Genomic DNA, 24103 nt, shown 5'->3' on the forward strand with positions numbered 1-24103 from the left:
TTACTATTGTTCACGCTTTTCACGTCGGATTAGGCACGCCGCCAGCAAGCCGATGCCGAGCACAAGCGCCAGTAGGAAGAAAGTTATGCGATAACTGCTTATTTTCATGAAAAATAACGAAAGCATCGGCCCAAAGCTGGTTCCCGCGAACAAAATAAACGTATAGACGGATACGGCGATCCCCCGCGATTTCCCGCCTAACTGCCCAATCAGCGACACAAGTGACGGGACAGCGAGTGCTATTCCAGCAACAAATATGACGCTCATTACGATTAATAAGGGCAGGCTGCGCGCGAACCCCAAGGATGCCAGTCCGGCAACCGCGAGCATGAGCCCGCCTCGCAGCACCAAACGGACGCCAAGCCGTTTCGCAAGCGCTCCTGCGAAAGGGGAAACGAGCATGCCGACTACTCCTATGGCACGTACGTAAAGCAGGTCCTGTTTGCCTAGTCCAAAAGCCGGTCCGCTTAAATAGCTGCCCAGCACCGTATACATGCTCACGAAGGACATAAGCAGCACGAAAGCGACGATGTAGCTTAGCACCAAATAAGGCTGCTTCCACACGGTTCCCATTTCCCGCAGCGGTGCCCAAACACTCGCATGCACTTGCTGCGCATTCCCCTTCGGCAACAGCGACTGTACGAGCAGTGCTGTCACGGTATAGACAACCGCAAGCAGCATAAAGACGGCATTCCAGCCAAAATGATCGCTTATTAGACTGCTCATGACTTGACCAGCGATTCCCGCGACCAGAAAGCCGGTGCTAATAAAACCAATCGTCGTTACCCGTTTCTCTATCGGAAACATTTCCACAGCATATGCAAGTGCCACAGGCGAGAAGGTTGCAGCCGCAGCCCCCTGCAAACCTCTAAGCACAAGGAGCCATGGAAATTGGTCAACTAAACCAATCGCCAATGATAGCACCGTTAAAGCGGCCAGCCCGATAACAATAATCTTTTTGCGGCCATACTTTTCAGATATTGCCCCATACAGCAGACAGCCTATCGCAAAGCCGAGCGAAAAAATGCTGCCTGCGGCGGCAGCTTGGGTCAGCGTTACGCTGAAATGCTCCGCGAATAGAGACAACAGCGGTAAGGTAACATAGAGACTAGACATAACTGCCATACCGGACCAGCACAAAATCAAGGTCATTACTGAATAGTTGGCAGATCGAGCGGGTAGAGTGACAGATGAAGCATCTTTTTGTAACATACAGCACCTCTTTCAAAAAAATGATTTGATCCTTTATACGGGTTCGGTAATTTAATTAGATTATCTAACTATTATCATAAAAAATTATCTTCCCACCCCCAGTCTCTTTTCGATGCTTGCATTCAGCTTTACAATTACCTTGTCAAAAACCTGCTGTTCTTCCGGCTCAAGCTCGATTAGCAAAGATGAACAGGTCGACCAAAACACCGGCAATATTCGGTTCACTAAGGCGCGGCCCTCCGATGTAATGCTCACATGAATCATGCGGCGATCAATAGCGCTTTGTTCGCGGGCAATCCAGCTGCGCTTCTCCAGCCAATCCAGCAGAGCCGTTACAGAGGCTCTGCGAATGCCAAGCCGCTCAGCAAGCGCGGATGGCGTCACAAGCTCCCGGCCTTCATGCAGCGTTAGCAGCAGCAGCAGATCGAATTTGCTTTCGGTAATGCCAAATTCGGCTAAGTGGTTATCCATGACGTCCAAAATATGATCGCCCAGCCACAGCATAAGCAATCCGATTGAAGCCGATTTCCGGTCCGTGTCCTGTGCAGCCGTAGCCTGCATGAGCTCCAGGTAGGGACTTGCTCCGAGCTTTGGCAGCTGCTCAGCCGTAAGCTCCTTATTATTTTTTCTAGCCATTGCGTACCTCCGCCTTTGCGGCTGCCTTGGTATCTAGTTTTTGCAAGGCAACGATTATAGTTAGATAATCTAATTAAATTTAATTTACGCTATTTTTTGCAATAAGGCAAGTCGTCTATGAAAAAAATAAGCCTTGCCCCGCGGCAAGACTTACAAATCCAATTTATTACAGAAAAATATTAGATTCCCTTGCGACCTGCAGCGCCTGGACGCGATTGCTCACACCAAGCTTTCGGTATATGCTCTTAATATGCCACTTTATCGTCTCGCTCGCATTGCCGAGCTTGGCGGCAATTTCCTTATTCGCTAAGCCATCAGCAATGAGCCGCAGCACCCGTATTTCCTGCTCCGTCAAAATCACTTTCGCCTGCTGCTTTTCTTCTGGTTCTACATGCAAAGCAAGAAGCAGATCCCTTACATATTCAAGCGTTACAACGGAGACTCGCTGCCCTTTATCTTTCTCATTTCCATGCCTAGTCCGTGTATAAGCGATGAGCAGTACGGCCATCGGTTCGCCTTCATCAATGAAGCTGCGAATGTAGCCTTGCGGCTCGGCAAGCCGCAGCGCTCCCTCCAGATGTGCAAGCGCAGCATCCATTTGGCCCATTTGCTCAAAAATCAAGCTTTGCAAATTCATGCTTTTTATGCGGTCGCGCAGCCGATTCTCCGCGCTTAATAGCTGGAGCAGCCTTCCCAACAAATGCAGCGCATCCTCCGGTCTGCCGCAGGCAGCAAGCACTCTGGCCAATATGAGATGCTCAGGCACACGGCTTAGCGATACCTCGTCCGTATGCAGCATGCCGCAATGATGGAGCCAATTTTGCGCCTCTTGGATGAAGCCTTGCCGCAGAGCGAGACGAGCTTGCTCCGCCTCAATTCGCAAATGGAACAACACTGCATCGGGAGAATCGATGTGCGACTTCAGCTGCATGAGCAGCTCCGCGGCCCGCTCGCTATTTCCCTTGGCCTGCTCAATTTGTGAAGCGCTAACCGCTAATTGAATCATAATTCGGGCAAAAGGCTTAATATCGTCGCGTCCAAGTGCCTGATTCGCATAAAACGAAGCTTCATCCAGCCGATTCCATTCATAAAGCAATTTGCTGTACGACACGTTGAGGAAGCCGATAAACGGGTATTGTTTTTTATTCTCCCATGCTTTAATCCATTTCAGCAAAAATGCACCCGCCGCATGAAGATCGTTTATAAATGCCAAATGGTCGTCAAAGGCATCATAGCCTTGATAGCGATTGCGTCCCATCGTTTGAAAAAAACTGCCCTCTGGCATGTATTGCTCCACTAGCTCAAAATAATCCGACGTCAGCTTGAGGTCTTTATGTAAATAGGAAACGATGGAGCAAAAGAAATAAATATTGCCCATTGCCTGCTTCCAATCCGCTTCGTTTAATTGCCCTTGCAGCGCCGCAAAGCGAATTTGGGCTTGCTCTATTTTGCGAAAAGCTGCCTTCCATTCGCCCACTCCGAGCAGGACAGAAATATAAAACATTTCGACCATCGGCTTGTCTGCAAAGGCGCTTTCCGGCATGACGGACAGCCATCTATTTAATACAATGCTTTTGGTTTGCATGAAGGCCATCAGATTCTTTTCCATTAAACGTACGGCATCGCTATACTGCTGGCCTTGCAGAAAATGCTCAACCGCCTCCTGCTCAAGCCCCCGGCTCTCCAGCCACTGGGCGGCACGAATATGCGCTTGCAGCATTTTATCTGGATTTTTCCTCGCCAGCTGCTGCTGCAAAAAATCTGAAAGCAAATGATGATACCGATACCAGCCGCGCTGATCGTCTAGCGGGATAATAAATAAATTCAAACGTTCGATTTTTTCTAATTGCTCCTGGCTGTTGGCACAGCCCGTTACCGCCTCGCATACAGAAGCGTTCAACCTATGTAAAATAGACGTTTCCAGTAGAAACTCGCGCAGCTGAACCGGCAGCTGACTAAATACTTCCTCCAGCAAATAGTCAGAAATATGATGATGATGCCCATTAAACTGTTCAATCGATTCCGTTATGTTGCGGCTCTGCTTTAAGGAAATGGCAGCCAGCTGCAATCCGCTGATCCAGCCCTCCGTCTGGAGACACAGCAGTGTCACCTGTTCTTTCGTTAAATGCAGCTCCGTCATATCGCGAAAAAAAACAAACCCTTCCTCCAGCTCGAACCGCAAATCGTGCATTTTAATTTGATAATATTCGCCTTTCGCCCGCAGCCTTGCTGTAGGAATGGAAAGTTCATTTCGACTGGCGATATATATATGAATGTGAGCAGGCAGGTGCTCCAGCAAATAAATGAAAGAATGCTGAATGGCCGGCAGTTCAATAAAGTGAAAATCATCAAGAATGATGACCAGCTCGCCTTCCAGAGCAGCCAGCTCATCTTGCAGCATGCTCATCGCGGGCTCTGCGGACACCGATGGCCCTTTTTCGATCAAGGATCGAAGGGACGGAGCAAAGCCGGCAATACGGGCCTGAATGGAAGCTGTCACATAGCTCCAAAATGTAATCCAATCATTGTCATGCACATCCAGTGAAACCCATGCCACTGGCGAGCTGCATAATTTTGCCCACCCGCTTAAGGCTGTCGTTTTCCCATAGCCAGCTTGCGCTGCAACTACGGTCAACTTCGCTTTCATTCCCTCGTCGAGCTTGCTCATCAGCTTCGGCCGAAATAGCAAAGAGCTGCGAATGGGAGGAACATGAAGTTTAATGCTTGCCATTACTAATGGACACCTCCGAAAATGCCTATGTATCGATACTCATTATTTCAGGCCACGCCCTAGTATAGCAGAAAATTGGGCAATAAAAATACGGCCCATACTGTTTGACCAGTACCCGCCGTATTTGATAGGTTAGCGTATGAAATAACGATTGTTGAGGTGTCCCACAGATGGACAGCGCCTCCAAGCGGAAGCGTTGCCGCCATCTGTAGTATAGGCTGGCACCATTGGAGCTGGGCAGCTCGGCTGATGCCTTGAGAGGCAAAATGCGTCATATTGTGTCACTAAAAAAAACAGTGCTGTATTCTTGTTTATCATAATATGAAGCAAGCGATTAGAAAATCCCCCGTTTGGGGGGGGAATCAATTCGTTTCTTGAAACAGCTGCTTCGCTGCTTGAATAGCAGCTGCGGCACGCGGCCAGCCCGCGTAAAAAGCAAGATGGGTTAATGCCTCCACGATCTGCTCCTCCGTCAGGCCATGCTGCCTCCCTAGACGAATATGGAAGGGCAGCTGCTCCGTCGATCCGCCGGCCACTAATGCGGATATCGTAAGCAGGCTGCGATCCCGAAGCGACAGCTGCTCTCTTTTCCAAACCTCTCCGAAGAGCACCTCCTCCGAATATTGGACAAATGCGGGCGCTATATCTCCGAACGTTTGCCGGACATTTGAAGCGATAGCTTCTGGAGGGTTAATCATTTGGGCGATCCCGCTGCCGAACGTCCAATCCGCAAGCTCCGTCCCGACGAGCATGATGAATACATCTTCCTCGCGAATGGTCAGCTCGCTCGCCAAACGCTGCGCTACCCTTTTATAAAAATGCTGCTTTTGCACCGTGCTTCTACCAGATTTCAAAGTAATTTGGATAAAAAGCAACTCATCGGTCCGCCTAATATTTAGATAATGGGGACTATAATAAAATTCGCTTGCCCGATGCCCATGGAATACTTGAAAAAAATCATCCTCCGGCACATGGAAATGCTCCATAAGTGCACCCATAATGACCTGACTAATGGCTGACAGCTGTGGCTCATCATATTTATTTTCCAAATAACTGACTCTGACGAATGGCATGCTGGCTTCCTCCTTCAATTGGATGCCCTCATTGTACGCCTTCCCCATTTATTTGTATAATTGAATAAAATCATATTCTTATTCAGTTTTATCGAATAAGATTATTAGCTATAAACAAGGAGCTGTTCAGCATGGATTTGAAGGAGTTAACAACGTTTCAAACGATTGTTCAAGAAGGAAACTTTTCCAAAGCCGCCCTCAAGCTGCATTATGCCCAGTCTACCGTCACTAATCAGGTTCAGCGGCTGGAGAAAGAGCTTGGCATTCAACTGTTCAAACGGGGCTGGGACGCCGAGCTTACGGCCTCAGGGCAGCTGTTCGCCGCCGAGGTAGGCAAGCTAATTGGACATTGGCATTATGTAGCGGAGCAGGCGAAGGCTTTGCAGCAAGAAGAAATCGGGACGGTCAGCGTAGGAGCGTTAGAATCGCTCGCAAAGCAGGTACTGCCTGCTTCACTCCGGCGCTTCCAAGCGCATAAGCCTCGTGTTTCCTGCCATTTTGTTATAGGCAACACCGATACTTTGTCTCACGCAGTGCTGCAAGGTAGGCTCGACTTTGCCATTTGCGGGGAACCTGCTGATTCGACTTCCTTTCGCTTTGAGCCCTTGTTCGAGGAAAAAATCGTCTTTGTGGCAGCGAATGACCATCCATTAGCAGAAAGGGGAGGCATAGATTTTGCTGAGCTGCTTGCTTATCCTCTTCTCATTGGAGGGGCTACATGCCTTTATTATTTGCGATTATCCAAGCAGTTTTCACGCTATGACGAATCCCCCCTCCTGCATACGGTCAGCCAAATTTCTGCGATTCCGGCATTTATCCAGCAGACAGACGGTATAGGCGTTGTTCTTGCTTCGACACAGCTGGCTCCAAATCTTGTTGCCCTTAATGTACAGCTCAAGGATGCTTCCATTCCCATTGGCTTGCTGCAGTTGCGAAATGAGACCTATGCGGCCACATCGAAGCATCAATTGATGCAATATATCAAAGAGGAGCTGCCACTTGCTTAAAGTAAGCTTATAGGTTTATGATAGTCATATAAATGGCTTACTCACCTATAATTATTAAGCAAAAATTCATATATCTTATAAATTCATTGTTTCTACTTATAATAACTTTAAAAATAAAGGAGGCATTTTCGTGGATCATGTGGACAAACAAATTTTATTCCATTTGCAAAATCAAGCGAGAATTTCCATGACGGAGCTTGGCAAAAGTGTGGGCCTGTCCCAACCCGCTGTAACGGAAAGAGTCAGGCGGCTGGAGGAAAAAGGCATTATCGAGGAGTACCGCACGATCATTTCTCCGGAAGAAATTGGCAAGCAATCCGTCGCCTATATGCTGTTTCAGACGCGGGATTGCCATGCCTTTCTTGATTTTGTCCATTCCTCTCCCGATGTCATGGAGTGCCACCGCATCAGCGGCCAGCACAATTACTTATTGAAAGTGATGACCGACTCCACCCGCTCTCTTGAAGAGTTCGGCAATCAATGCGATAAATATGGCACCTATACCATTTTGATCGTGATGTCGTCACCCATTGATCATAGGCATCTTATCCCTGCTCTTGCGGAGGCACCGTACCTCACGGATTTAGGCTGATACAGCTCAGCTTCTGTTCGAACGAAAACCATGTTCCTTGGCAAGCCACGCGATGAGCAGAGCTACGATTACCAGCAGGAACAGTGCCCATGGGAAGGTAATAACACCAAGCGTTTCGAGCAAAATCGCACCGATTAATCCGCCACCGCCAATCGCCAAATTCCAGGCCGTCACCAGCATCGATTGCGCTACATCTGCGTGATCGCCAGCGGCTTCGGCCACCGCTGTCTGCAGCAGCGTCGCCGCCCCGCCGAATGTCACCCCCCACAAAGCAATGGCTATATAAATGATCATCGGCTCGCTGCTGCCTATGCCCAGAAGTACGGATGCGATGGCGAAACCCGCAAGGCTTATTAAGACCATAGTCCGCAGCATGCGGTCAATCAACAGGCCAATGAGTACGATGCCTGCAACCGATGCCACTCCAAAAACAAGTAAAATGACATCAACGCGCTCCACAAGCCCGACCACAGCCAAATAAGGCGCTATATACGTATAAAGAATGTTATGTGCAAGCATCCAAGCCAGAACGACGGCTAAGACGGGCCTTACTCCCGGGATTAGCATTACGCTGTAGAGGGAACGTCTCTTGGCAGAAGGTTGCCCTGCAAAGTCGGGCATCTTCCACATAATCCACAAGATTAGCAGCACGGCAAGCAGCGACATCATTCCAAAAACAAACCGCCAGCCCGCAAACACTCCAAGGAAAGTACCTGCCGGAACACCAAGTGCAAGCGCGATCGGTGCACCGAGCATCGCTACAGCCATGGCACGGCCCTTCAGCGCATCAGGCACCATGCGGCGAGCATAGCCTGCTGACATGCCCCATAATATGCCGGAGCTAACACCCGCCATAAAACGGGCAATTATGGTCAGCCCATAACTGGAGGAAAACGCCGTTACGCTGTTGAACAGCAAAAAGCCGAACATACATAGCAGAAGCAGAGGCCGCCTACGCCAGTTGCTCGTAGCCGCGGTCAAAGGAATGGCTGTCAATAAGGTGCCCAGCGCGTACGAGGTGACCAGTTGACCCGCAAGCGCCTCTGAAATATGGAGTCCCTGACCGATTTGCGGCAGCAGGCCTGCGGGAATCGTCTCCGTCAGAATACATATAAATCCTGCCATAGCGAGCGCCAATAATGCGCCCCAAGGCAGACGATCAGATGCTGGAGCACTGGCTGCCGCACTGCGAGCAGAAGTAAGATGATGCTTGTTCAATGTAAAACCACTCCCTTAATAAAATGTTAACTCGCCAGCAAAGCCATCCATCGTTTTGCTGCTTTAAGTTTACATAAACAGGAGCGTGATTTACATGCACCGAACAAGGTATATGAGTCATTTTTCAATGGAATTACATGTAGATGTCCATCTATACCGTTAATTTAAAAGTTCATTTAATCCAGCTTTTAATAAAAACGCTGCATGCGATTAAATTGGTCAAGCTGCAAAAACAGCTCCTTCATAAATGCCTCGCTTGCTGCGGTCAGCTTTTTTTCTGATGCACCCAATATAAATGCACGACGGGCTTTTCTTTAATCGGTATCGGAATGATTTGTCCTGTAGCCACATAAGGGTCCATTTTCAGCGACATATCCATATAAAAGCAAATAGCCATTCCTTCCGCAGCTACACATTTTGCTTGGTCATGAGTCTCCTGCTCATTGGCGGGCTAAGATTTCGTGTCTATGGGTATGACACGAAGCATTTTTCCGAGCGAGTTTTCATTCTTAAGGTATTCCAAATGGCATTCTCCGGAGCCGAGCAACGTGCCAAGCTGTTAAACTCGATTAAATGCTGGGATACTGAAAAAGAGCTGTTCTTCTCAGAAACCGAGTACTCCAAAAACATGGACTGGGAAACGTTCCAGAAGGAATACCGCGACTCCATCGACTTTAGGAAAATGCTGCAAATGGTGCCGGGGATTGGAGCAGTGGCGGGTGCTTGGGCGAATTACACCATTCTTGAGGAGTTAGGCGAAGCCGCAATGAACGCTTATCGGTTGCGAAGATTGAACGATGGCTAGTGAAGCTTGGGTTATATGTTTCCTTCTGTCGTTTTATATCTGCCTCAGTGGCATCCAGTGATGCCTTTATAACCTGCACGATCACCGGAAGGTTCATCGATGTTATTAGGTTATTTGGATGGACCATATTCTAGACGTTCCTCACAGCGAGAGGAATAGGCAATCATTTAAGACAAATTAGATATCCGTTTTATGATTAGGAATGCATAATAAAGTTATGCCGCAGAGTACTCCTGTTAAAACTCAGCTTATTTTTCGGAGAAAATACAGATGTATTAAAGAGACGTCCAATTATAAAAACTGGAGGGTTTTAAATGCAGAAGGTCATTTTGAACAATGGTGTTGAGATGCCTATATTGGGCTTTGGTGTATTTCAAATTGCAGATCAAACGGAGTGTGAACAAAGCGTTTATGATGCTATTACGGCAGGCTACCGGCTGATTGATACGGCTGCCTCATATTTAAATGAAGAAGCAGTTGGCAGAGCGATTAAACGGAGTGGCGTAGCAAGAGAGGAATTGTTTATTACTACGAAGCTTTGGGTTCAGGATGCTGGTTATGAACGTACAAAAAGAGCATTCGAAAAGTCACTGGAAAGATTGCAATTGGATTATTTGGACTTGTATTTAATTCATCAGCCATTTGGCGATGTGCATGGCTCATGGCGTGCTATGGAGGAATTAAATCGTGAAGGTAAAATTAGAGCAATTGGCGTAAGCAATTTCCACCCGGACCGTTTGATCGATTTAATGATTCATAATGAAGTAGCTCCTGCCGTTAACCAGGTTGAAACGCACCCTTTCAACCAGCAAATCGAAAGTGCAAAATTCATGAAAGAGAACAATGTGCAGATTCAATCCTGGGCCCCATTTGCTGAAGGGAAAAATAACTTGTTCCAGAATGAGGTATTGGTATCTATAGGCGAAAAATATAATAAATCCGTTGCTCAGGTGGTTTTACGTTGGTTGACACAAAGAGAAGTTGTTGTGATTCCAAAGTCTGTTCGCAAAGAAAGAATAATCGAAAACTTTAATATCTTTGACTTCGAATTAAGACAAGAGGATATGGAATCGATAAGTATGTTGGACACAAAACAGAGCCTGTTCTTTTCACATCGCGATCCTGAGATGGTGAAATGGCTCGCTACCCGTAAACTAGATATTTAATGGATACGAACATGAGGCTGCAGCAACAAACTAGCTGCAGCCTTTTTTTCCATTCAATTAGCGTATTCTCACCATTACTTTAATCTCAGCAATTACAATATTTCGATATACCCTTCTGTTCCATGCACCCGAATTCGCTGCCCATCTTTTATCAGTTTGGTAGCATTCTCCACCCCGACAACTGCTGGCAAGCCATATTCACGTGCGATAACTGCACCATGGGTCATCAGTCCACCAACTTCGGTGACTAGTCCTTTAATGGATACAAACAATGGTGTCCAGCCAGGGTCGGTAAAGGCGGTGACTAATATATCTCCATCTTCTAGATCAGCATCTTCCATTCGTAAGATGACACGTGCGCGTCCCTCAATCATACCGGAAGAAACAGGAAGACCTACAATAGCTTCGGCTGGGAGATTTTCTCGTTTGTACTTACCCGAAATGATTTCACCATCAGACGTAATAACACGTGGAGGAGTAAGTTTTTCATATAAGTTGTACTCGTCTTTTCGTCTGCTGATGATTGGGTAATCCAGTTTATTTGTGCGTATGACATCGCGAAGCTCTTCAAAAGTGAGAAAGTATATATCTTCTTTTTCATGAATAACGCCCGCTTGTACGAGCTGTTCGGCTTCTTTCAGTAAAGCTTGCTTATATACGAAGTAGCGATTAATCATGCCGTATTTTGGATATTCACGATAACCGATAAAATTCCGAATGAGGCTGATCATTCGTTTTGTCTCTTTGGCTTTTCGTTCACCATCCGGCAATTGTTTCAATCGGTCTAATAACTCTTGTTCTTTTTCTAAAGCTTCCTGTCGCCCTTGCTCAAATTTCCGCTTGCCAGCATCAGGCTCAAAGTTTTTGATGTTACCCAGAATCATCGGGATAAGTGTAATTGGTTTTTCACTCCAACGCGTTTTAGTCATATCGATTTCTCCGGCACATCTCATTCCGTATTTATGGAGATAAGCATAGATAGCATCTAGCGTTTCCTGTCCACCATTAAACTTAACGAGTTCATCCAAAAAGTTATCCTCTTTTACATGCTGTAAATAAGCAATTACTTCTGGATAAGGACGAATCGCATCTGCGACATCCATTAGCTCCAGGCCCATTTCCGAAGTAATATTGTTTGGTACAGATTGAGAAAGTATATCTGCTACGTTTTTTTCACCTAACCACTCGCTCATTTTTTCATTGATCCATGATGAAGCATTCATAGCAGCCATAAACACACTCGAACTTTGTGGGTCAAATAAAATCTTCTTTAATTCTAGGATATCTTCTAGAATAAAATCAAACAAATCCGATCCCGATTTCGCTTGGATGTTTTGTTTTAACTCTTCTATCGATGTTTGACTTCGCTTAATCAAATCAGAAACGATTGCCCAATCGTTCTCGAATTGTGCCAGCATATCTGTATGACTTCTGCCCAGAATCGGTGCTGTTTGATCATTTGGTAACAATTTTATAAAATCCCGCTCTATTAGGGTCATGAGTGCGCCTTTTATGAGCGGATCGGATCCCAAGGCATTTAATAAGGTTTCCCGGCCGACAGGTGTAGCCATCCTAGGTGCAATATCAACAAACAACCTTCCACCAGCTGTACGCATGGGTGCAGGAGTCGTTAACAGATAAAAAGACAAGCCTAATGGTCTTATCGGATCGGTCATCATTTGTTGATGACCGACCGATACATAGATGTGATTTTCTTGATCATTCGCTTCAGGGATCGGGTATAAAGTAGTGATTGGCCGGCTCTGGACAATATAGAAGGTATCCTGGTCCAAGCACCATTCGATGTCCTGAGGGCAGCCGAAATGTTGTTCGAGCTTTCTTCCTAAGCGTGCAAGTTGTAAAATTTGCTGATCAGTAAGGGTTTGAGTCTTTTGCTGATCAGGATCGAGCTGCTGTGTCTCTGTTCCGCCTGCTTTTAGTCCATAGATAGCCAGTTTTTTGGTTGCTATCTGCTTTTCGACGATTTTCTCTTCCTGTACTTTATAACTATCGGCAGATACTAAGCCAGAGACCAGTGCTTCTCCAAGTCCAAAACTGGCATCGATGGATAGCAGCTTTCGGTTGGAAGTGATCGGATCAGCGGTAAATAAAATTCCTGACGCCTGTGGGAAAACCATCCTTTGAACGATAACGGATAAATAAACTTGGCTGTGGTCAAATTTGTTTTGCATGCGGTAGATTATCGCACGCTCCGTAAAAAGGGAAGCCCAGCATTTGCTGATATGCTGCAAGATGGCTTCTTTGCCGATGATATTTAAATAAGTGTCATGTTGACCCGCAAAAGAGGCATAGGGTAAATCTTCAGCAGTCGCACTAGAACGCACTGCATAAGCATGTTCATCACCAAATTTGGACAGATAGTGAGTAATAGCCTTCACAACATCAGAAGGAATTTCTACTTCCCTAATAATTTGTCGAATCATTCGGCTGATTTCACTAATTTGATCTCGATCTTCTACTTTGAGCATCGCTAGTCGATTGAGCAAAGCATGATACGTTTTGTTTTGCCCGATGGCTTTTTGATATCCCGCAGTTGTAACACAAAACCCTTCTGGTACTTGAATCCCTTCCATTTTTGATAATTCCCCTAAATTCAACCCTTTGCCGCCAACGAGCAACAGCTGCGTTTTTTCCGATTCCTTAAAACCGAGAACGAAAGAACTCATACCCACCTCTCCTAACCATTAAATTGAGAAAAAACAATTGACCAATGCTATTTGCACACGAGCGAATCGGAGTCGAAGTCACCCCCGACCTGTCAATATGGCGCTTTCTCGTACAAATTCGCAGGCAATGCCTGCACGAACGGCGACCAATTGCCCGTCGTGTAAAGATGAAGCCGGTGCATCGCCCGCGTACAAGCCGTATAAAGAAGCTTGCGTTCGTTGTCCCGGCCGTAAGCTTCGGGCGAAGCGTCATAGACCAAAACTGCATCGAACTCGACACCTTTGGCGAGATACACAGGAATAACCATCTCCGCTTTTTCAAAGCGCAGCGTCTCCTTCGTGATGAGCTGCAGAGCTTTGCCTCCTTGAATCCGTAACGCTTCATAGGCCTCCCGGCTTTCGGCTGCTGTCTTCGTAATGACGGCGATGGAATCGAAGCCCTCGGCCTTGAGCGCCGCAATGTCTGCCACAATTTGCGTAGCACGCTTCTCCCCGCTGTCCAGTCTCGTCAGAAGAGGCTTTTGGCCTCCCCTTTCAAAAGGCACAATCGCTTCTCCGCCCGGAAGCATCGATTTCGCAAATTCAACAATCTCCCTCGTTGAACGATAACTGCTTACAAGGCAGAAAAGGCTTGTTTCGGCTTCACCGAAAAGCTGGACCAGCGGCGAATTGGATGCAGCCAAACTTGTAGCCTGCATGAAGATCGCCTGCCCGAAATCGCCTAGCACCGTCATCCGGGCACGGGGAAACAGCTTTTTTAAATATTCATATTGAAACATCGAATAATCCTGACCTTCATCAACGAAGACATACCGGATTTCCGTGTTCTTCCGGACGCCTTCGATCATTTCTTTTACATACAAATACGGAGTCGCATCCTCATGAAACAACTCGCTTCGAAGCAGCCTTTCCTTAGTTTGCCTGCATATTTCTGGCCATAGCGAGGGGATATCGGCCCCATTCGTTTTCTCCTGATAAGCGGCTTCGTCAACAAACAGTTGGCCGTATATGCCTTTGACATCTACAAACGAGAATTTCTTCACACTTTTCCTTAGCGGTTTAAAGCTTTCTTTCACGATCCTTCGGCGAAGCAGCTCTTCCTCCCTCTGCGCGAAGTCAAAGTCTCCTTCATCTTCCCGCCTCTTGTTGTTCATTTTCTCGCGAACTGCGGCTATTTGTTCCGTAAGGTCAAATACTTCCTTCTCCTTATGCAGCATTTCGAAAACTTCCGCGTAATGCTCGGTGTCTAGATAATTCATTTCTTCCTGCACCCAAGGCGCTTGCCGTTCCATGCGTTCCAGCGAGGCCAGTTCATCGAGCAGCCATTCCTGCAAGAGAGCGACACGATTGAATAGCGGCAGGGAACGGTCATAACCGTAAAATTCCGCTCTCATTCGCTCCGCGGTGATTAACCCGCTGTCCCGAATCCGAATACCGTTGAATTGTATGCCCTCCCTTCCCAACCACATTCCATAGTTCTGCAGGGCTTGCAGGAAAGCCTCAGAAGCTTTATACTCGATCCCCTGAAGACGAGCCTCATACCCCCGCGATCCTTGTGCGGTCAGTACAAATTCGATCTGATCAAAGGCATCCTCCGGTCGTAACGAGGAACCTAGCCAATAGTCGAGATATTCTTGAAAAGTCGTCTGCTGCATATTCTCTTCACCGAGCTCCGGAAGGACGGTGGAAATATAACTGGTAAACATCGGATTCGGTGAGAAAAGTACGATTTGATCGGCCCTGATTGTCTGGCGATGTTTGTACAGCAAGTACGCCACCCGCTGCAATGCCGCAGAAGTCTTACCGCTGCCGACCGCCCCCTGAACGATAAGCATCTGGCTTTTATCATCGCGAATGATGGCGTTTTGTTCCTTCTGGATGGTTGCCACGATACTCTTCATTTGCGAGTCCGCAGCTTTACCAAGCACTTGCTGCAGCAATTCGTCTCCAATCGTTTCGCTTGTGTCAAACATGTTGAGAATTTGCCCATTTTGAATCTGAAACTGCCGTTTAAGCTCCATCGTCCCTTCGACTCGTCCGGTCGGCGTGACATAAGATGCCTGTCCGGGGGAGTGATCGTAGTATAAGCTTGCGATTGGCGTACGCCAGTCATAAACCAGGAAGGTTAATCCGTCATTGTCAACGAAGGAAGATACGCCTATATAGATTTGCTCACTGAGGCTCAGGCCGTCTTCTTGAAAGTCGATGCGTCCAAAATAAGGAGACGGAAGCAGACGGTTCATGCTTTTCCATTGCTGCGTCAACAGCTTGTATCCGCGCTCCCGTTCGGCCAATACCGCTGACTGCTGGTTAATCGTGTAGAAGGTCTCTTCGAAATCTTCATACGTGCTTGTATTGATCGTAACCTCCTCCCAAAATCGCTTCCGGATGTCCGCTGCCTGATCGTACAGTCCGGCAACCTCTGGCTCCAGTTCATCGATTCTCGCCTGCAGCTTGTTCCTGACCTGTTCCATCTGCTCCTGTTCTTGTCGCCAAAGCTTCGCTTCCATCTTTTCAGAACACACTCCTTTTTCCGTTTTTTAGGAATAAAAAGAGCATTGACAAATCAAAGTTCCAGATGTACAATTAAAGTGGGAATGAAAATGAATATACTCTTTGATTAAATTTATCAATAGCGCTATCGATTATATCATAGTGTTATTTTTCGTTCAATTTATTTTTTTGCCCTCCGGTAAAGTTGAACATTGCCCCGGATTGTAGACAGATTTATACAAATTACTTTGGCGTTAAGCTATTAGGAGATGGCTCTTGGATTTAACAGCGTTCATCTTTTTTTATACCTGCCCATTGCTTCAACGCAAAACAGCCGATCATTTCGATCGGCTGTTTTGCTGCGTCCTTATGGTTCAACTATAGCTTCCCCTTAGTTCGACACGGTCGATTATTCCATTACTCCTTAAGTTTCGTCGCTTTTATATTCTAAAATATCTCCAGGCTGACATTCTAAAGCCTTACAAATCGCCTCTAAAGTCGATATCCGAATCGCTTTTGCCTTTCCATTTTTCAGTATAGAAAGGTTAGCCATCGTTATTCCAACCCTCTCCGAAAGCTCTGTTACGCTCATTTTCCTCTTCGCCAGCATTACATCAATATTAATGATTATCGCCATTTCATTCACCTCAGACCGTCAAATCATTTTCTGATTTTATATCAATAGCCTCTTGCAAAAGCCTCTGGAGAACTGCAGCAAACACAGCAATCACCAATGAGGCAAAAATGATGACCAGTCCGATTACCATGATGCCTGGGGCATCGACTTTTTGCGTTATCAGATAGAAGAATGGCATGCCTGCCACATACAGGCAGCTGATTAGGATTGCACAAAATTTTATGTTCTTTAAGACACGTACAGATAATTCCGAGAAAGCTTTATTGTGGTCAATATAGCTTAAAAGTTTTAAAGCTTGAAACAGTGCAAAGTAAAAAGGGATCGCTGCTGCATATAAATCGATGAAAAAGAGATATTTCAAATAAGCATGATCTGGATATGACTCTGCTATAAAATTCGCAATTTCTGGCACCAAAAATACGCATAAAGCAAGAACTGGAATGCCCATAAAAATAACCGCTGCCTTTAAAAAGAGTGTTGTTCCACGTTCCATAAAAAGCCCCTCGCTTAGAATTAAATTTAATTCGACTTTAACACGAAATTTATCGTTTTACAATAAAAATTTCATCTTATTTAATATATTATTGTTGTTGTGTAGAAATCCATTTTCAATTGAAAAAGAGCATTCTTCTATGCAGAGAAACGCTCTTTCAATCCTATTGCAGGAGGCTAAGCCGCCTCACTCACTTTCTGACGTTCACGCTTACCACCAAATTTCAATACAAATATGCCGCCGATAATGACCAGCACGCCCAGAAGCTTGTTGATCGTAAACGGAACCTGTTCCAGCCCCATCCAGCCAAGCGAATCCCATAATAGGGCAAATAAAACCTCCGACGTCATGACAATGGCAATTGCAATCGTCGGGCTAAGCCGCTTCATCGCCTGCACCAGGCTCATGACTACACCTACCCCGATCAAACCGCTGAACCAAAACCATGGCTGCATCTCCTGCCACGCAAACAGCTGCTTCCCTTCTAAAATAAAGCCAATCGTCAGGGAAGCCAGAAACCCGAGTCCCAATACGAGCGTCGTTGTCGCCCACGTTCCTGCCCGTTCATTTACCTTGCTGTTAAAAATCGCTTGTATGCTGACGAGCGAGCCCGCCATAAGCGAAAACAATATGCCTGTCATCATTGGCCCTGCTCTCCCTTCTGATCCGTATAAATATGATGATTGGCCCGTTTGCTTAAGGCGTCCTTATTTTTAATGACAATCCATTGCTTCGTACGCTCGACGAGGCCTTCCTCACAAAACTGCCGAATAACCCGGTTCAGGTGTCGATAGCTTGTGCCAATCAAATTAGCGACATCCTTCAAATTGTCCGTGCTGAGCTCCCCTTTAAATTGCGCATCGGATTCGTCGTAGGAGACCGACAGCAAATAGCTTGCCAGGCGTACTTCCACAGGCTGCATTACATTCAAGCTCATGGAATTGGATTTAAAATAAAACTTCCGCGTAATTTTCTCCAATAAAAACCGCAGCAGCGGCGCATAGTCCCTTCCATGCTTATCTAGCCAGCGATGCTGAACCCCTATCATTATAACGGGAGATACAGCCTCCACTGTATTGAGAAACTCCGTCCCACGTATATATTCCACATCGCCAATGACCTCAAGGGGCGTCTTAAAGGAAATAATGAGCGTCTTTCCCTCCGGCGAGTTCGTATATACTTTAATTTTCCCCTTCACCAGCACGTACATATGCTGAGGCGTTTCCCCCTGGCCGCATATGAGCTCCTCTTGTTCAAAGCTGTACAAGGTCAAATGAGGAAGCAGCGGCTCATTAAATACAGACTCCAGCTGGTGCAGCTGCAAATAATGACCCAGCAGCTCGCGGTCCTTTATTTCAATCATTTCTCCACTTCTTTCATGGCTTTGTTCGCCTTCGGCATCAACCTTTTAATAAAAACACACCACTAATCATCATGCCAATGCCGATCAATTGCGCCCCGCTTATTTTTTGCTTCTTCAAGCCGAAAAAGCCATTCGTCTCCATTATGACCGTCATGCCGAGCTGGGCAATCAGCAGCATCGATACCATAAGCGTGACGCCAATCTGTTGAATAGCTGTTACATTGCTGAAAATAATAATAGCTGCAAAAGAGCCGCCTGCCAAATATAAAGGCTTCACCTGCTGAAATTCACGCCATTTTCCGGCACCTACGCACATCAAAATAATCAAGGCCACGATAAAGCCGGTAAATTGGGTAAGCGTAGCCGCCTGCCACGTTCCGATGCTTCCGCTAATTCGGGTATTCGCTATTCCCTGCAGCGTAATACATGCCCCGCCTAATATCGCAAACAAAATGCCTTTCATAAGTCCTCTCCGTCCTCTTCGTTTCCTTAATTAAACGGCACAACGCCGCATATTGGGAAGGACATATGTCCCGAGCGAGAAAAAGACCGATTTTTGCATAGAGGTTATAACAGTCAAAAATAATAAAAGGCCCGTCCTCAATGAGGAACGGGCCAAGCTTACTGCTGCAAGTATTTTCACTTGTTGTTATTAAGAAGCATTTCCGTCATCAGCTCAAGCTGCTTCGTTACAGCTACCGGATCACTTTGCAAAAATAAATCGTAATCGAGCATGTACACCTAATTACTTTTCACAGCCTCCAGCTGATCCCATATGGCCGTACCTTTAAAGCTTTCAAAGGCTTCATTGTTGTCAGCATTTGTTGTTACTACAAGATGATCACCAACAAAATCAGGAATAACCTCGGCCGAAATTTCCATATATGGCGCAGTCTGTGCTTCGTTATTAATAAAATCGCTTACTATTCTTTCCTGAGGTTTTAATCCTAAATACTTATAAAGGACATTGCCTCCCATATTCTGATCTTTATAAACCCGGGTAGCTTTATCGAATACGCTCATAATGGTGAACGTTTCATCCGGCGCAATGACTTCACTTACTTTTTGTTTTGAAACAGCAACCTTCTCTTCGAAATTCTTGATCCATTGCTGTGCTTCGTCTACTTTCCCCAAAATATCACCCATTAGTTTAATATCCTTCACTGGGTCATAATAAGGCTCAATGACGATAGTAGGCGCTATTTTGGCAAAAGCATCATAACCGCCGCTTATCTCTACATACGCATCGATCAAAATAATTAAATCCGGCTCCAGCTCCAAAATTTTCTCCAAATCATGTTCAGCTGATTTCCCCCCGTCTGGCAAGCACTGATTAATAAGGTCAAACATAACAGCATGACTGCGGCAAAAGATAGCTTCGTGTTTCTTGACATAGCTGAATGTACCTCTCCTCTTTCGCAATAATGATTTTCATTATCACTATAGAGGAATCGATTTCCTGGAACAATAGACATCGTCATAGCCTACAGACTGGGCAATGCTCTGCAAGCTCAATTCTGACGAGCTGAGCCTTTTTTTCGCCTGCTCCACACGCACCTGAATTAAATAATCATGGGGGCTCGTCCCCACCTTCGCCTTAAATATCCGGGATATATAACTAATGCTGCAATCGAGCAATTGGGCCAGACTCTCCATCGTTATGGCTTCCTGGTAATGCTCATGCAAATAGCGAATCGTTTGTTTGACGAGATCTGGGCTGCTCTCCAGCGATCCATTGACGGACAGCTGCCGCAATAGCTCATGAACAAAATCATAAAACAACGATTTCACCTTAAGCTGATCCAAGGCTTGCCCATTATGCCATAGACGGTTCATTTGATTTAATTTGTCGTACAATGACAGCGGTTCATGGGGAACTGCGTGGAAAGGAGAGTGAAACGGCTTTCGCTCATCTGCTAAACGGTGAAGAGCATTGCCAATTGGAAATGGAAGAATCGCCTTATAGAAAACCAGATAAAATGCGAATTCTCCTGCAGCAGGCATAATCTCCAGGTTCGCTCCTTTGCCGCCGTGCAGCACATGAAACTGGTGGAGCCTGATTCCATAGTAAAACGTATTCGTTCCAGTTCATCATGAGACCCTCTTCCAAATCATTTGTACCGTTTGGTTATACTTTCATTATACCACGTACCCGGCACAAGCCTACTTAATGGAGCTGGCTAAATTCCATGTTAACTGTTTGATCCGATAACCCATTTTGCCAGTTATCATAAAATCAATCCCCCATTTGTGTACCCATGTTAACCCTTTCTCCGGTCCTAGGCCAATGCTGAAGCTATCCATATAGCCCGTATGCAGAGGAGCAGGCTTCCCTTCAAGATCAGCTGCTATAACTTTGCCGAGTCTAACCGCTTGCGGAATAGCCTCCTTGCAGGTCATGCCATCTGAACGGCCAGTATCCGGATCAATCACTTTCGCACAATCCCCAATACTGTATATGCCGCTAGCAGCCTTAACCCGATAGCTTGCATCAATTTTTACAAACCCGTCCTCTGTTGTCGGCAAGCCCAGCTGTCTTAAAGCCGGGTTTGGCATAAGACCTAATGTCCAAATGCACAAGCCAGCGGGCACCTCCTCTCCGCTGGACAAACGCAGGCGCCCGGCTGCTTCCGACAGCACTCGGCTTCCATGAACGACTGCTACTCCATTATCCGTTAGCATCTGCTCTAATTTCGAGGCCACTTTGCCTGGCCCATCCAAAAATAATCTTTCATGCGCATTAAACAAGCGAATGTGTACTTCATTCGGATTTAATCCCAGCTGCTTCGCATCTGTCCGAACATAATGGGCTAATTCGGCGGCCGTTTCAATGCCGCTAATACCAGCTCCCGCTACAGCTATCGTCATGAGGCGCTCTCTTTCGACCGGATTGGCTTCGATTGCAGCTTGCTGTAAATTGGCACGCCATGCTTTCCTAATGTTCATCGCATCCTCCAGCGTAGCAAGCGGCAATCCGCCTTTTTCCTCGCCGAGACGCCGTATGATACTACCAATAGCCACTACAAGCACATCGTAACTTATCGCCTGTTCATCTCCATTCGCATTCCGCAGCAGCAGCTGTTTTTCTGCTTTCTTAATTTCTGTAACGGTCGCCTGAAGCAGCTCAACACCTTCAGGAAACAATTGGTTAAGAGGTATGCAAATATTTTCGTCCGTTACCGCTGGCTTGAACAAGATAACCTTACGCAAGTGATAGCTATTTTTGTCGATTAGTACGAATCGGATAGGCTGGCTTCTTTTTCCGATATTTAAATTTTTGCGTAATTCTTTCATAGCATGGATACCAGCATATCCCGCTCCAATTACGATATAGGTCAACGTTTCCATTACATCCACTCCCTTTAAGTTCATTTGCTTATTTGTCTGTATGACGATAAAGGAGTGTTTTCTGTGACAGTGCCGTACCTTCAAGTACCTGACTGTAAAAAAAAGCCCCTCATGATGTAAATCCATCGTAAGGAGCCGTTTATTCATGCATCATTAAAAATGTCCCATAACTTTTTTAACGTTCAATATATGAGCCTCGCCCTAGGCGATCATTGTATTTTGCCGCCTGTAAGCATCTTTAATGTTTCCTTCATTGTCTCACGAATAGTCGTAATATCTGAGCCATAATACTTTTCTGTCTCCAGCTTGTGAACACGTTTATTTTTGACTGCAGGCAGGCTTCTCCACAGCTCCAGCTGTTCGATTTCCTCCATTGCACTCTTGTCGTCTCCCTCATCACGAACGATGAGCAGCATATGGTCAGCCGCATATTCCGGAAGCATCTCAAGCGAAATTTCGATGGCAGAGCTGAATGGATTTTTCTCAATTTCAGCCTTTACAGTTTCAGGAGCATTGGCTTGCAGTCCACTGTGGAGCATATAACCAGCGAAATTACGGTTTAAGTAAATACGCAGGCGGCCTTTTTCCACACGGAAAATGGAGACCGTCTCTTCACCTAACGACTCCTTTAATTGCGCCCTTGCTGTATTAGCTTCTTCCTCATAGCCCTTAATCCATGTATCGGCTTCCTGCTCCTTGCCTACCAGGCTGGCCAGTTTGGTAAAAATGCCGTAGATCGGATCTTGCTCAAAAGAAAGATAAAAGACTGGCGCAATTTTATTCATTTGCTCCATTTGCTCTGGGTAAATTTCAAAAAAAACAGTTGGTGCTACGATGAGATCCGGCTGCAAATCTAATATTTTCTCAATATTCGGCGGATCTCCAATCGGCTCTACGCCTTCCATTTGATCGAGCGTATACACGATTTTAAAGCTGTTGTCGCCTGCTCCAATCGGTTTCAAGCCAACCGCAAGCAGTTCACTTGCAAACTCGCCCGCAATAATTCGCTGCGGATCAACAGGCACTTCTACTTCTCTTCCTAAATCATCTGTCACCTTCTTGGTCGTTGCCGATTCGGATGCCTCAGCGCTTTCAGCTTTATTGTTCTCCGTCTGCTGCGTATTCGCTGGTTTATTTTCCCCCGCCTGTTCTTGCACATTCGTGCCGCCACATGCCGAAATGATTAGCAGCACCAGCAATACAGCACTCACAAGCAGCATTGCCTTAAAATTTTTAAATAGCTGTACCATTTTATCCTCCCGCCATATCTTTGATAATGATAATTAAGATCATTACAAATTGTATCCTAGTCCTGCTGCTGCCTCCATAGGCCATTATTGCATCCATGATGGATAATTCCGACGCCGACTCCCCTTCATTAGCAGCTCTGCTGCTTCATGCATCTGCTTCAGGATCGAAATGGGATCATTGTTGAGCCAATTTGCCACATCAATGTGATGAACATTACCCATGCGGACCGCGGGAAAATTATGCCATGCCTCCGTTTGCGTAATTTCCTGCCACTCGCTGCGGGCCCCGTTGTCTGGCTGAACAACAACAAGCAGATGCTCCGCCTCATAGAAAGGCAATTCCTCAATAGAGATGACACTGGAATGAAAATGTGCATTAAAAATGCTTTGCATTGAAATTTTATCAGGGGGTGCCAGCTGCAAGGAGTGATAAATGGGATAGCCCATATTAAGCATGCCGTATACTTGCAATAATTGCTCCCTCACACGCAAAATCGCAACCCGTTCACCACCAATACTGCCAAATAAACGTGACCGCAGCTCCGTACACTGCGCCTCATAGCTCTTTACCCAAGCAGCAGCCTCTTTCTCGCGGCCAAGTGCAGCAGCCACTGCAAATAATTGCGTATAGATAGGGTCTTCCAGTACATCAAGCTTAATCGTCGTAGCCACCGTGCTCAGCTGCTGCTCCAGCTCTGAATTTGCGGTCACAATCATCTGGGGATGCAGCGCTATAAGCTGTTCGAGATCCGCTTTCGGGGTCACTAAAGGGCCGATATTCAGAAGCTGATTTGATGCAGATACATGCACATAACCTCCTGCTCTATCCAAATCGGCCGCAATTGGCTCCATACCAAGAGCTTGGCAGTGGCCCAGTCCGTCCAAAGCTACTATTCGAGGTAAATCCTGTTCCTTAAAATGAGTAGGCGCCACGCCAATCAGTTGCTTAAAACGACGGCTAAAATGATAGGGATCTGAATAGCCAACCAGTCTGGCGATCTCCGCGATTGAATAGTGTGAATGCTTTAGAAGCGTCTTAGCCTTCTCCATTCGCAAACCCGTCAAATAGCCTATGGGACTGGTCCCTTTATATTTACGGAACATGCGAGAGTAATGATCGGGGTTAAGCTCTGCAATTTCTGCAAGCTGCTCGCGTGAAATGGTATGCTGAAAATGATCTTCCATATGGATGACCGTTTTATCGATTTTATCCTTGGAGTCCTGAACATATTGGGTACGAACACGTGCCTGCTCAAGGGGTTTTTGTGTGGATTGCCTTTGCATGAATGATCTCTCCGCCTTAATTGAGAATAATTATCAATAACAATATTATTATAGCATAATTAGTTGAATTCTTTGCTTCTAGTGTTGAGGGATCTATGCTTTTTTATA

22 protein-coding genes are annotated in these 24103 nt (G+C 46.1%); 4 read left to right on the forward strand and 18 right to left on the reverse strand.

The genetic code is table 11. The annotated features are described in order from the left end of the window. Positions 1-3 precede the first annotated feature (3 nt). The 4 genes from WH37_RS08805 to WH37_RS37235 form a co-directional block, all read right to left on the reverse strand. Positions 4-1212 carry an MFS transporter gene (locus WH37_RS08805; RefSeq protein ID WP_046230149.1) on the reverse strand — a complete coding sequence of 403 codons (1209 nt, stop codon included), beginning with the start codon at positions 1210-1212 and terminating at the stop codon, positions 4-6. An 84-nt stretch (positions 1213-1296) separates the two neighbouring features. Next, on the reverse strand, positions 1297-1848 hold the full coding sequence (locus tag WH37_RS08810; RefSeq protein WP_046230150.1) for a MarR family winged helix-turn-helix transcriptional regulator: 552 nt from the start codon (positions 1846-1848) through the stop codon (positions 1297-1299). 166 nt (positions 1849-2014) lie between these two features. Beyond that, complete coding sequence (locus tag WH37_RS08815; protein WP_046230151.1) at positions 2015-4579, reverse strand: winged helix-turn-helix domain-containing protein; 2565 nt, start codon at positions 4577-4579, stop codon at positions 2015-2017. A gap of 362 nt (positions 4580-4941) precedes the next feature. Beyond that, positions 4942-5652 carry a tautomerase family protein gene (locus WH37_RS37235; RefSeq protein ID WP_046230152.1) on the reverse strand — a complete coding sequence of 237 codons (711 nt, stop codon included), beginning with the start codon at positions 5650-5652 and terminating at the stop codon, positions 4942-4944. A 131-nt stretch (positions 5653-5783) separates the two neighbouring features. Here WH37_RS37235 and WH37_RS08825 point away from each other — a divergent pair, with 131 nt between their 5' ends. Beyond that, positions 5784-6659, forward strand: a complete 876-nt coding sequence (locus tag WH37_RS08825; protein WP_046230153.1) for a LysR family transcriptional regulator — start codon at positions 5784-5786, stop codon at positions 6657-6659. Positions 6660-6789: 130 nt separating this feature from the next. Next, positions 6790-7251, forward strand: coding sequence for an Lrp/AsnC family transcriptional regulator (locus WH37_RS08830; protein WP_046230154.1), 462 nt, complete (start codon positions 6790-6792; stop codon positions 7249-7251). Positions 7252-7257: 6 nt separating this feature from the next. Here the strand turns inward: WH37_RS08830 and WH37_RS08835 are convergent, their stop codons facing one another. Further along, complete coding sequence (locus WH37_RS08835) at positions 7258-8469, reverse strand: MFS transporter (protein ID WP_046230155.1); 1212 nt, start codon at positions 8467-8469, stop codon at positions 7258-7260. Between the two features lie 265 nt (positions 8470-8734). Continuing rightward, positions 8735-8866, reverse strand: a complete 132-nt coding sequence (locus tag WH37_RS37025) for a hypothetical protein (RefSeq protein WP_269431286.1) — start codon at positions 8864-8866, stop codon at positions 8735-8737. A gap of 30 nt (positions 8867-8896) precedes the next feature. Here WH37_RS37025 and WH37_RS08840 point away from each other — a divergent pair, with 30 nt between their 5' ends. Next, entirely contained in the window at positions 8897-9274 is a 378-nt protein-coding gene (locus WH37_RS08840; RefSeq protein ID WP_231594174.1) for an EcsC family protein, read from the forward strand. Between the two features lie 314 nt (positions 9275-9588). Then, positions 9589-10440, forward strand: a complete 852-nt coding sequence (locus WH37_RS08845; RefSeq protein WP_046230156.1) for an aldo/keto reductase — start codon at positions 9589-9591, stop codon at positions 10438-10440. Positions 10441-10532: 92 nt separating this feature from the next. Here the strand turns inward: WH37_RS08845 and ppsA are convergent, their stop codons facing one another. The 12 genes from ppsA to WH37_RS08905 form a co-directional block, all read right to left on the reverse strand. Next, entirely contained in the window at positions 10533-13127 is a 2595-nt protein-coding gene (ppsA, locus tag WH37_RS08850; RefSeq protein WP_046230157.1) for a phosphoenolpyruvate synthase, read from the reverse strand. A gap of 92 nt (positions 13128-13219) precedes the next feature. Next, complete coding sequence (gene helD / locus WH37_RS08855) at positions 13220-15637, reverse strand: RNA polymerase recycling motor HelD (RefSeq protein WP_046230158.1); 2418 nt, start codon at positions 15635-15637, stop codon at positions 13220-13222. A 407-nt stretch (positions 15638-16044) separates the two neighbouring features. Further along, entirely contained in the window at positions 16045-16257 is a 213-nt protein-coding gene (locus tag WH37_RS08860) for a helix-turn-helix domain-containing protein (RefSeq protein WP_046230159.1), read from the reverse strand. A gap of 10 nt (positions 16258-16267) precedes the next feature. Further along, positions 16268-16750, reverse strand: a complete 483-nt coding sequence (locus WH37_RS08865) for a DUF2975 domain-containing protein (RefSeq protein ID WP_046230160.1) — start codon at positions 16748-16750, stop codon at positions 16268-16270. Positions 16751-16926: 176 nt separating this feature from the next. Then, positions 16927-17394, reverse strand: coding sequence for a DMT family transporter (locus tag WH37_RS08870; RefSeq protein ID WP_046230161.1), 468 nt, complete (start codon positions 17392-17394; stop codon positions 16927-16929). After that, complete coding sequence (locus tag WH37_RS08875) at positions 17391-18113, reverse strand: Crp/Fnr family transcriptional regulator (RefSeq protein ID WP_046230162.1); 723 nt, start codon at positions 18111-18113, stop codon at positions 17391-17393. Before WH37_RS08875 ends, WH37_RS08870 begins: the two co-directional genes overlap by 4 nt. Positions 18114-18150: 37 nt before the next feature. After that, entirely contained in the window at positions 18151-18576 is a 426-nt protein-coding gene (locus WH37_RS08880; protein WP_046230163.1) for a DMT family transporter, read from the reverse strand. Positions 18577-18854: 278 nt separating this feature from the next. Further along, positions 18855-19463 (reverse strand): ABC transporter substrate-binding protein, encoded by a 609-nt coding sequence (locus WH37_RS08885; protein WP_046230164.1) that lies wholly within the window; start codon positions 19461-19463, stop codon positions 18855-18857. A gap of 90 nt (positions 19464-19553) precedes the next feature. Beyond that, positions 19554-20117 carry a helix-turn-helix domain-containing protein gene (locus WH37_RS08890; protein WP_052736889.1) on the reverse strand — a complete coding sequence of 188 codons (564 nt, stop codon included), beginning with the start codon at positions 20115-20117 and terminating at the stop codon, positions 19554-19556. Between the two features lie 159 nt (positions 20118-20276). Next, a complete protein-coding gene (locus WH37_RS08895; RefSeq protein WP_046230165.1) occupies positions 20277-21461 on the reverse strand; it encodes an NAD(P)/FAD-dependent oxidoreductase in 1185 nt (394 codons plus the stop codon). A gap of 209 nt (positions 21462-21670) precedes the next feature. Beyond that, a complete protein-coding gene (locus WH37_RS08900; RefSeq protein WP_074904680.1) occupies positions 21671-22711 on the reverse strand; it encodes an ABC transporter substrate-binding protein in 1041 nt (346 codons plus the stop codon). A gap of 84 nt (positions 22712-22795) precedes the next feature. Further along, complete coding sequence (locus WH37_RS08905) at positions 22796-23995, reverse strand: helix-turn-helix domain-containing protein (protein WP_046230166.1); 1200 nt, start codon at positions 23993-23995, stop codon at positions 22796-22798. Positions 23996-24103: the final 108 nt, after the last annotated feature.

Source organism: Paenibacillus algorifonticola, from assembly GCF_000971975.1.
Lineage (GTDB): Bacteria > Bacillota > Bacilli > Paenibacillales > Paenibacillaceae > Pristimantibacillus > Pristimantibacillus algorifonticola.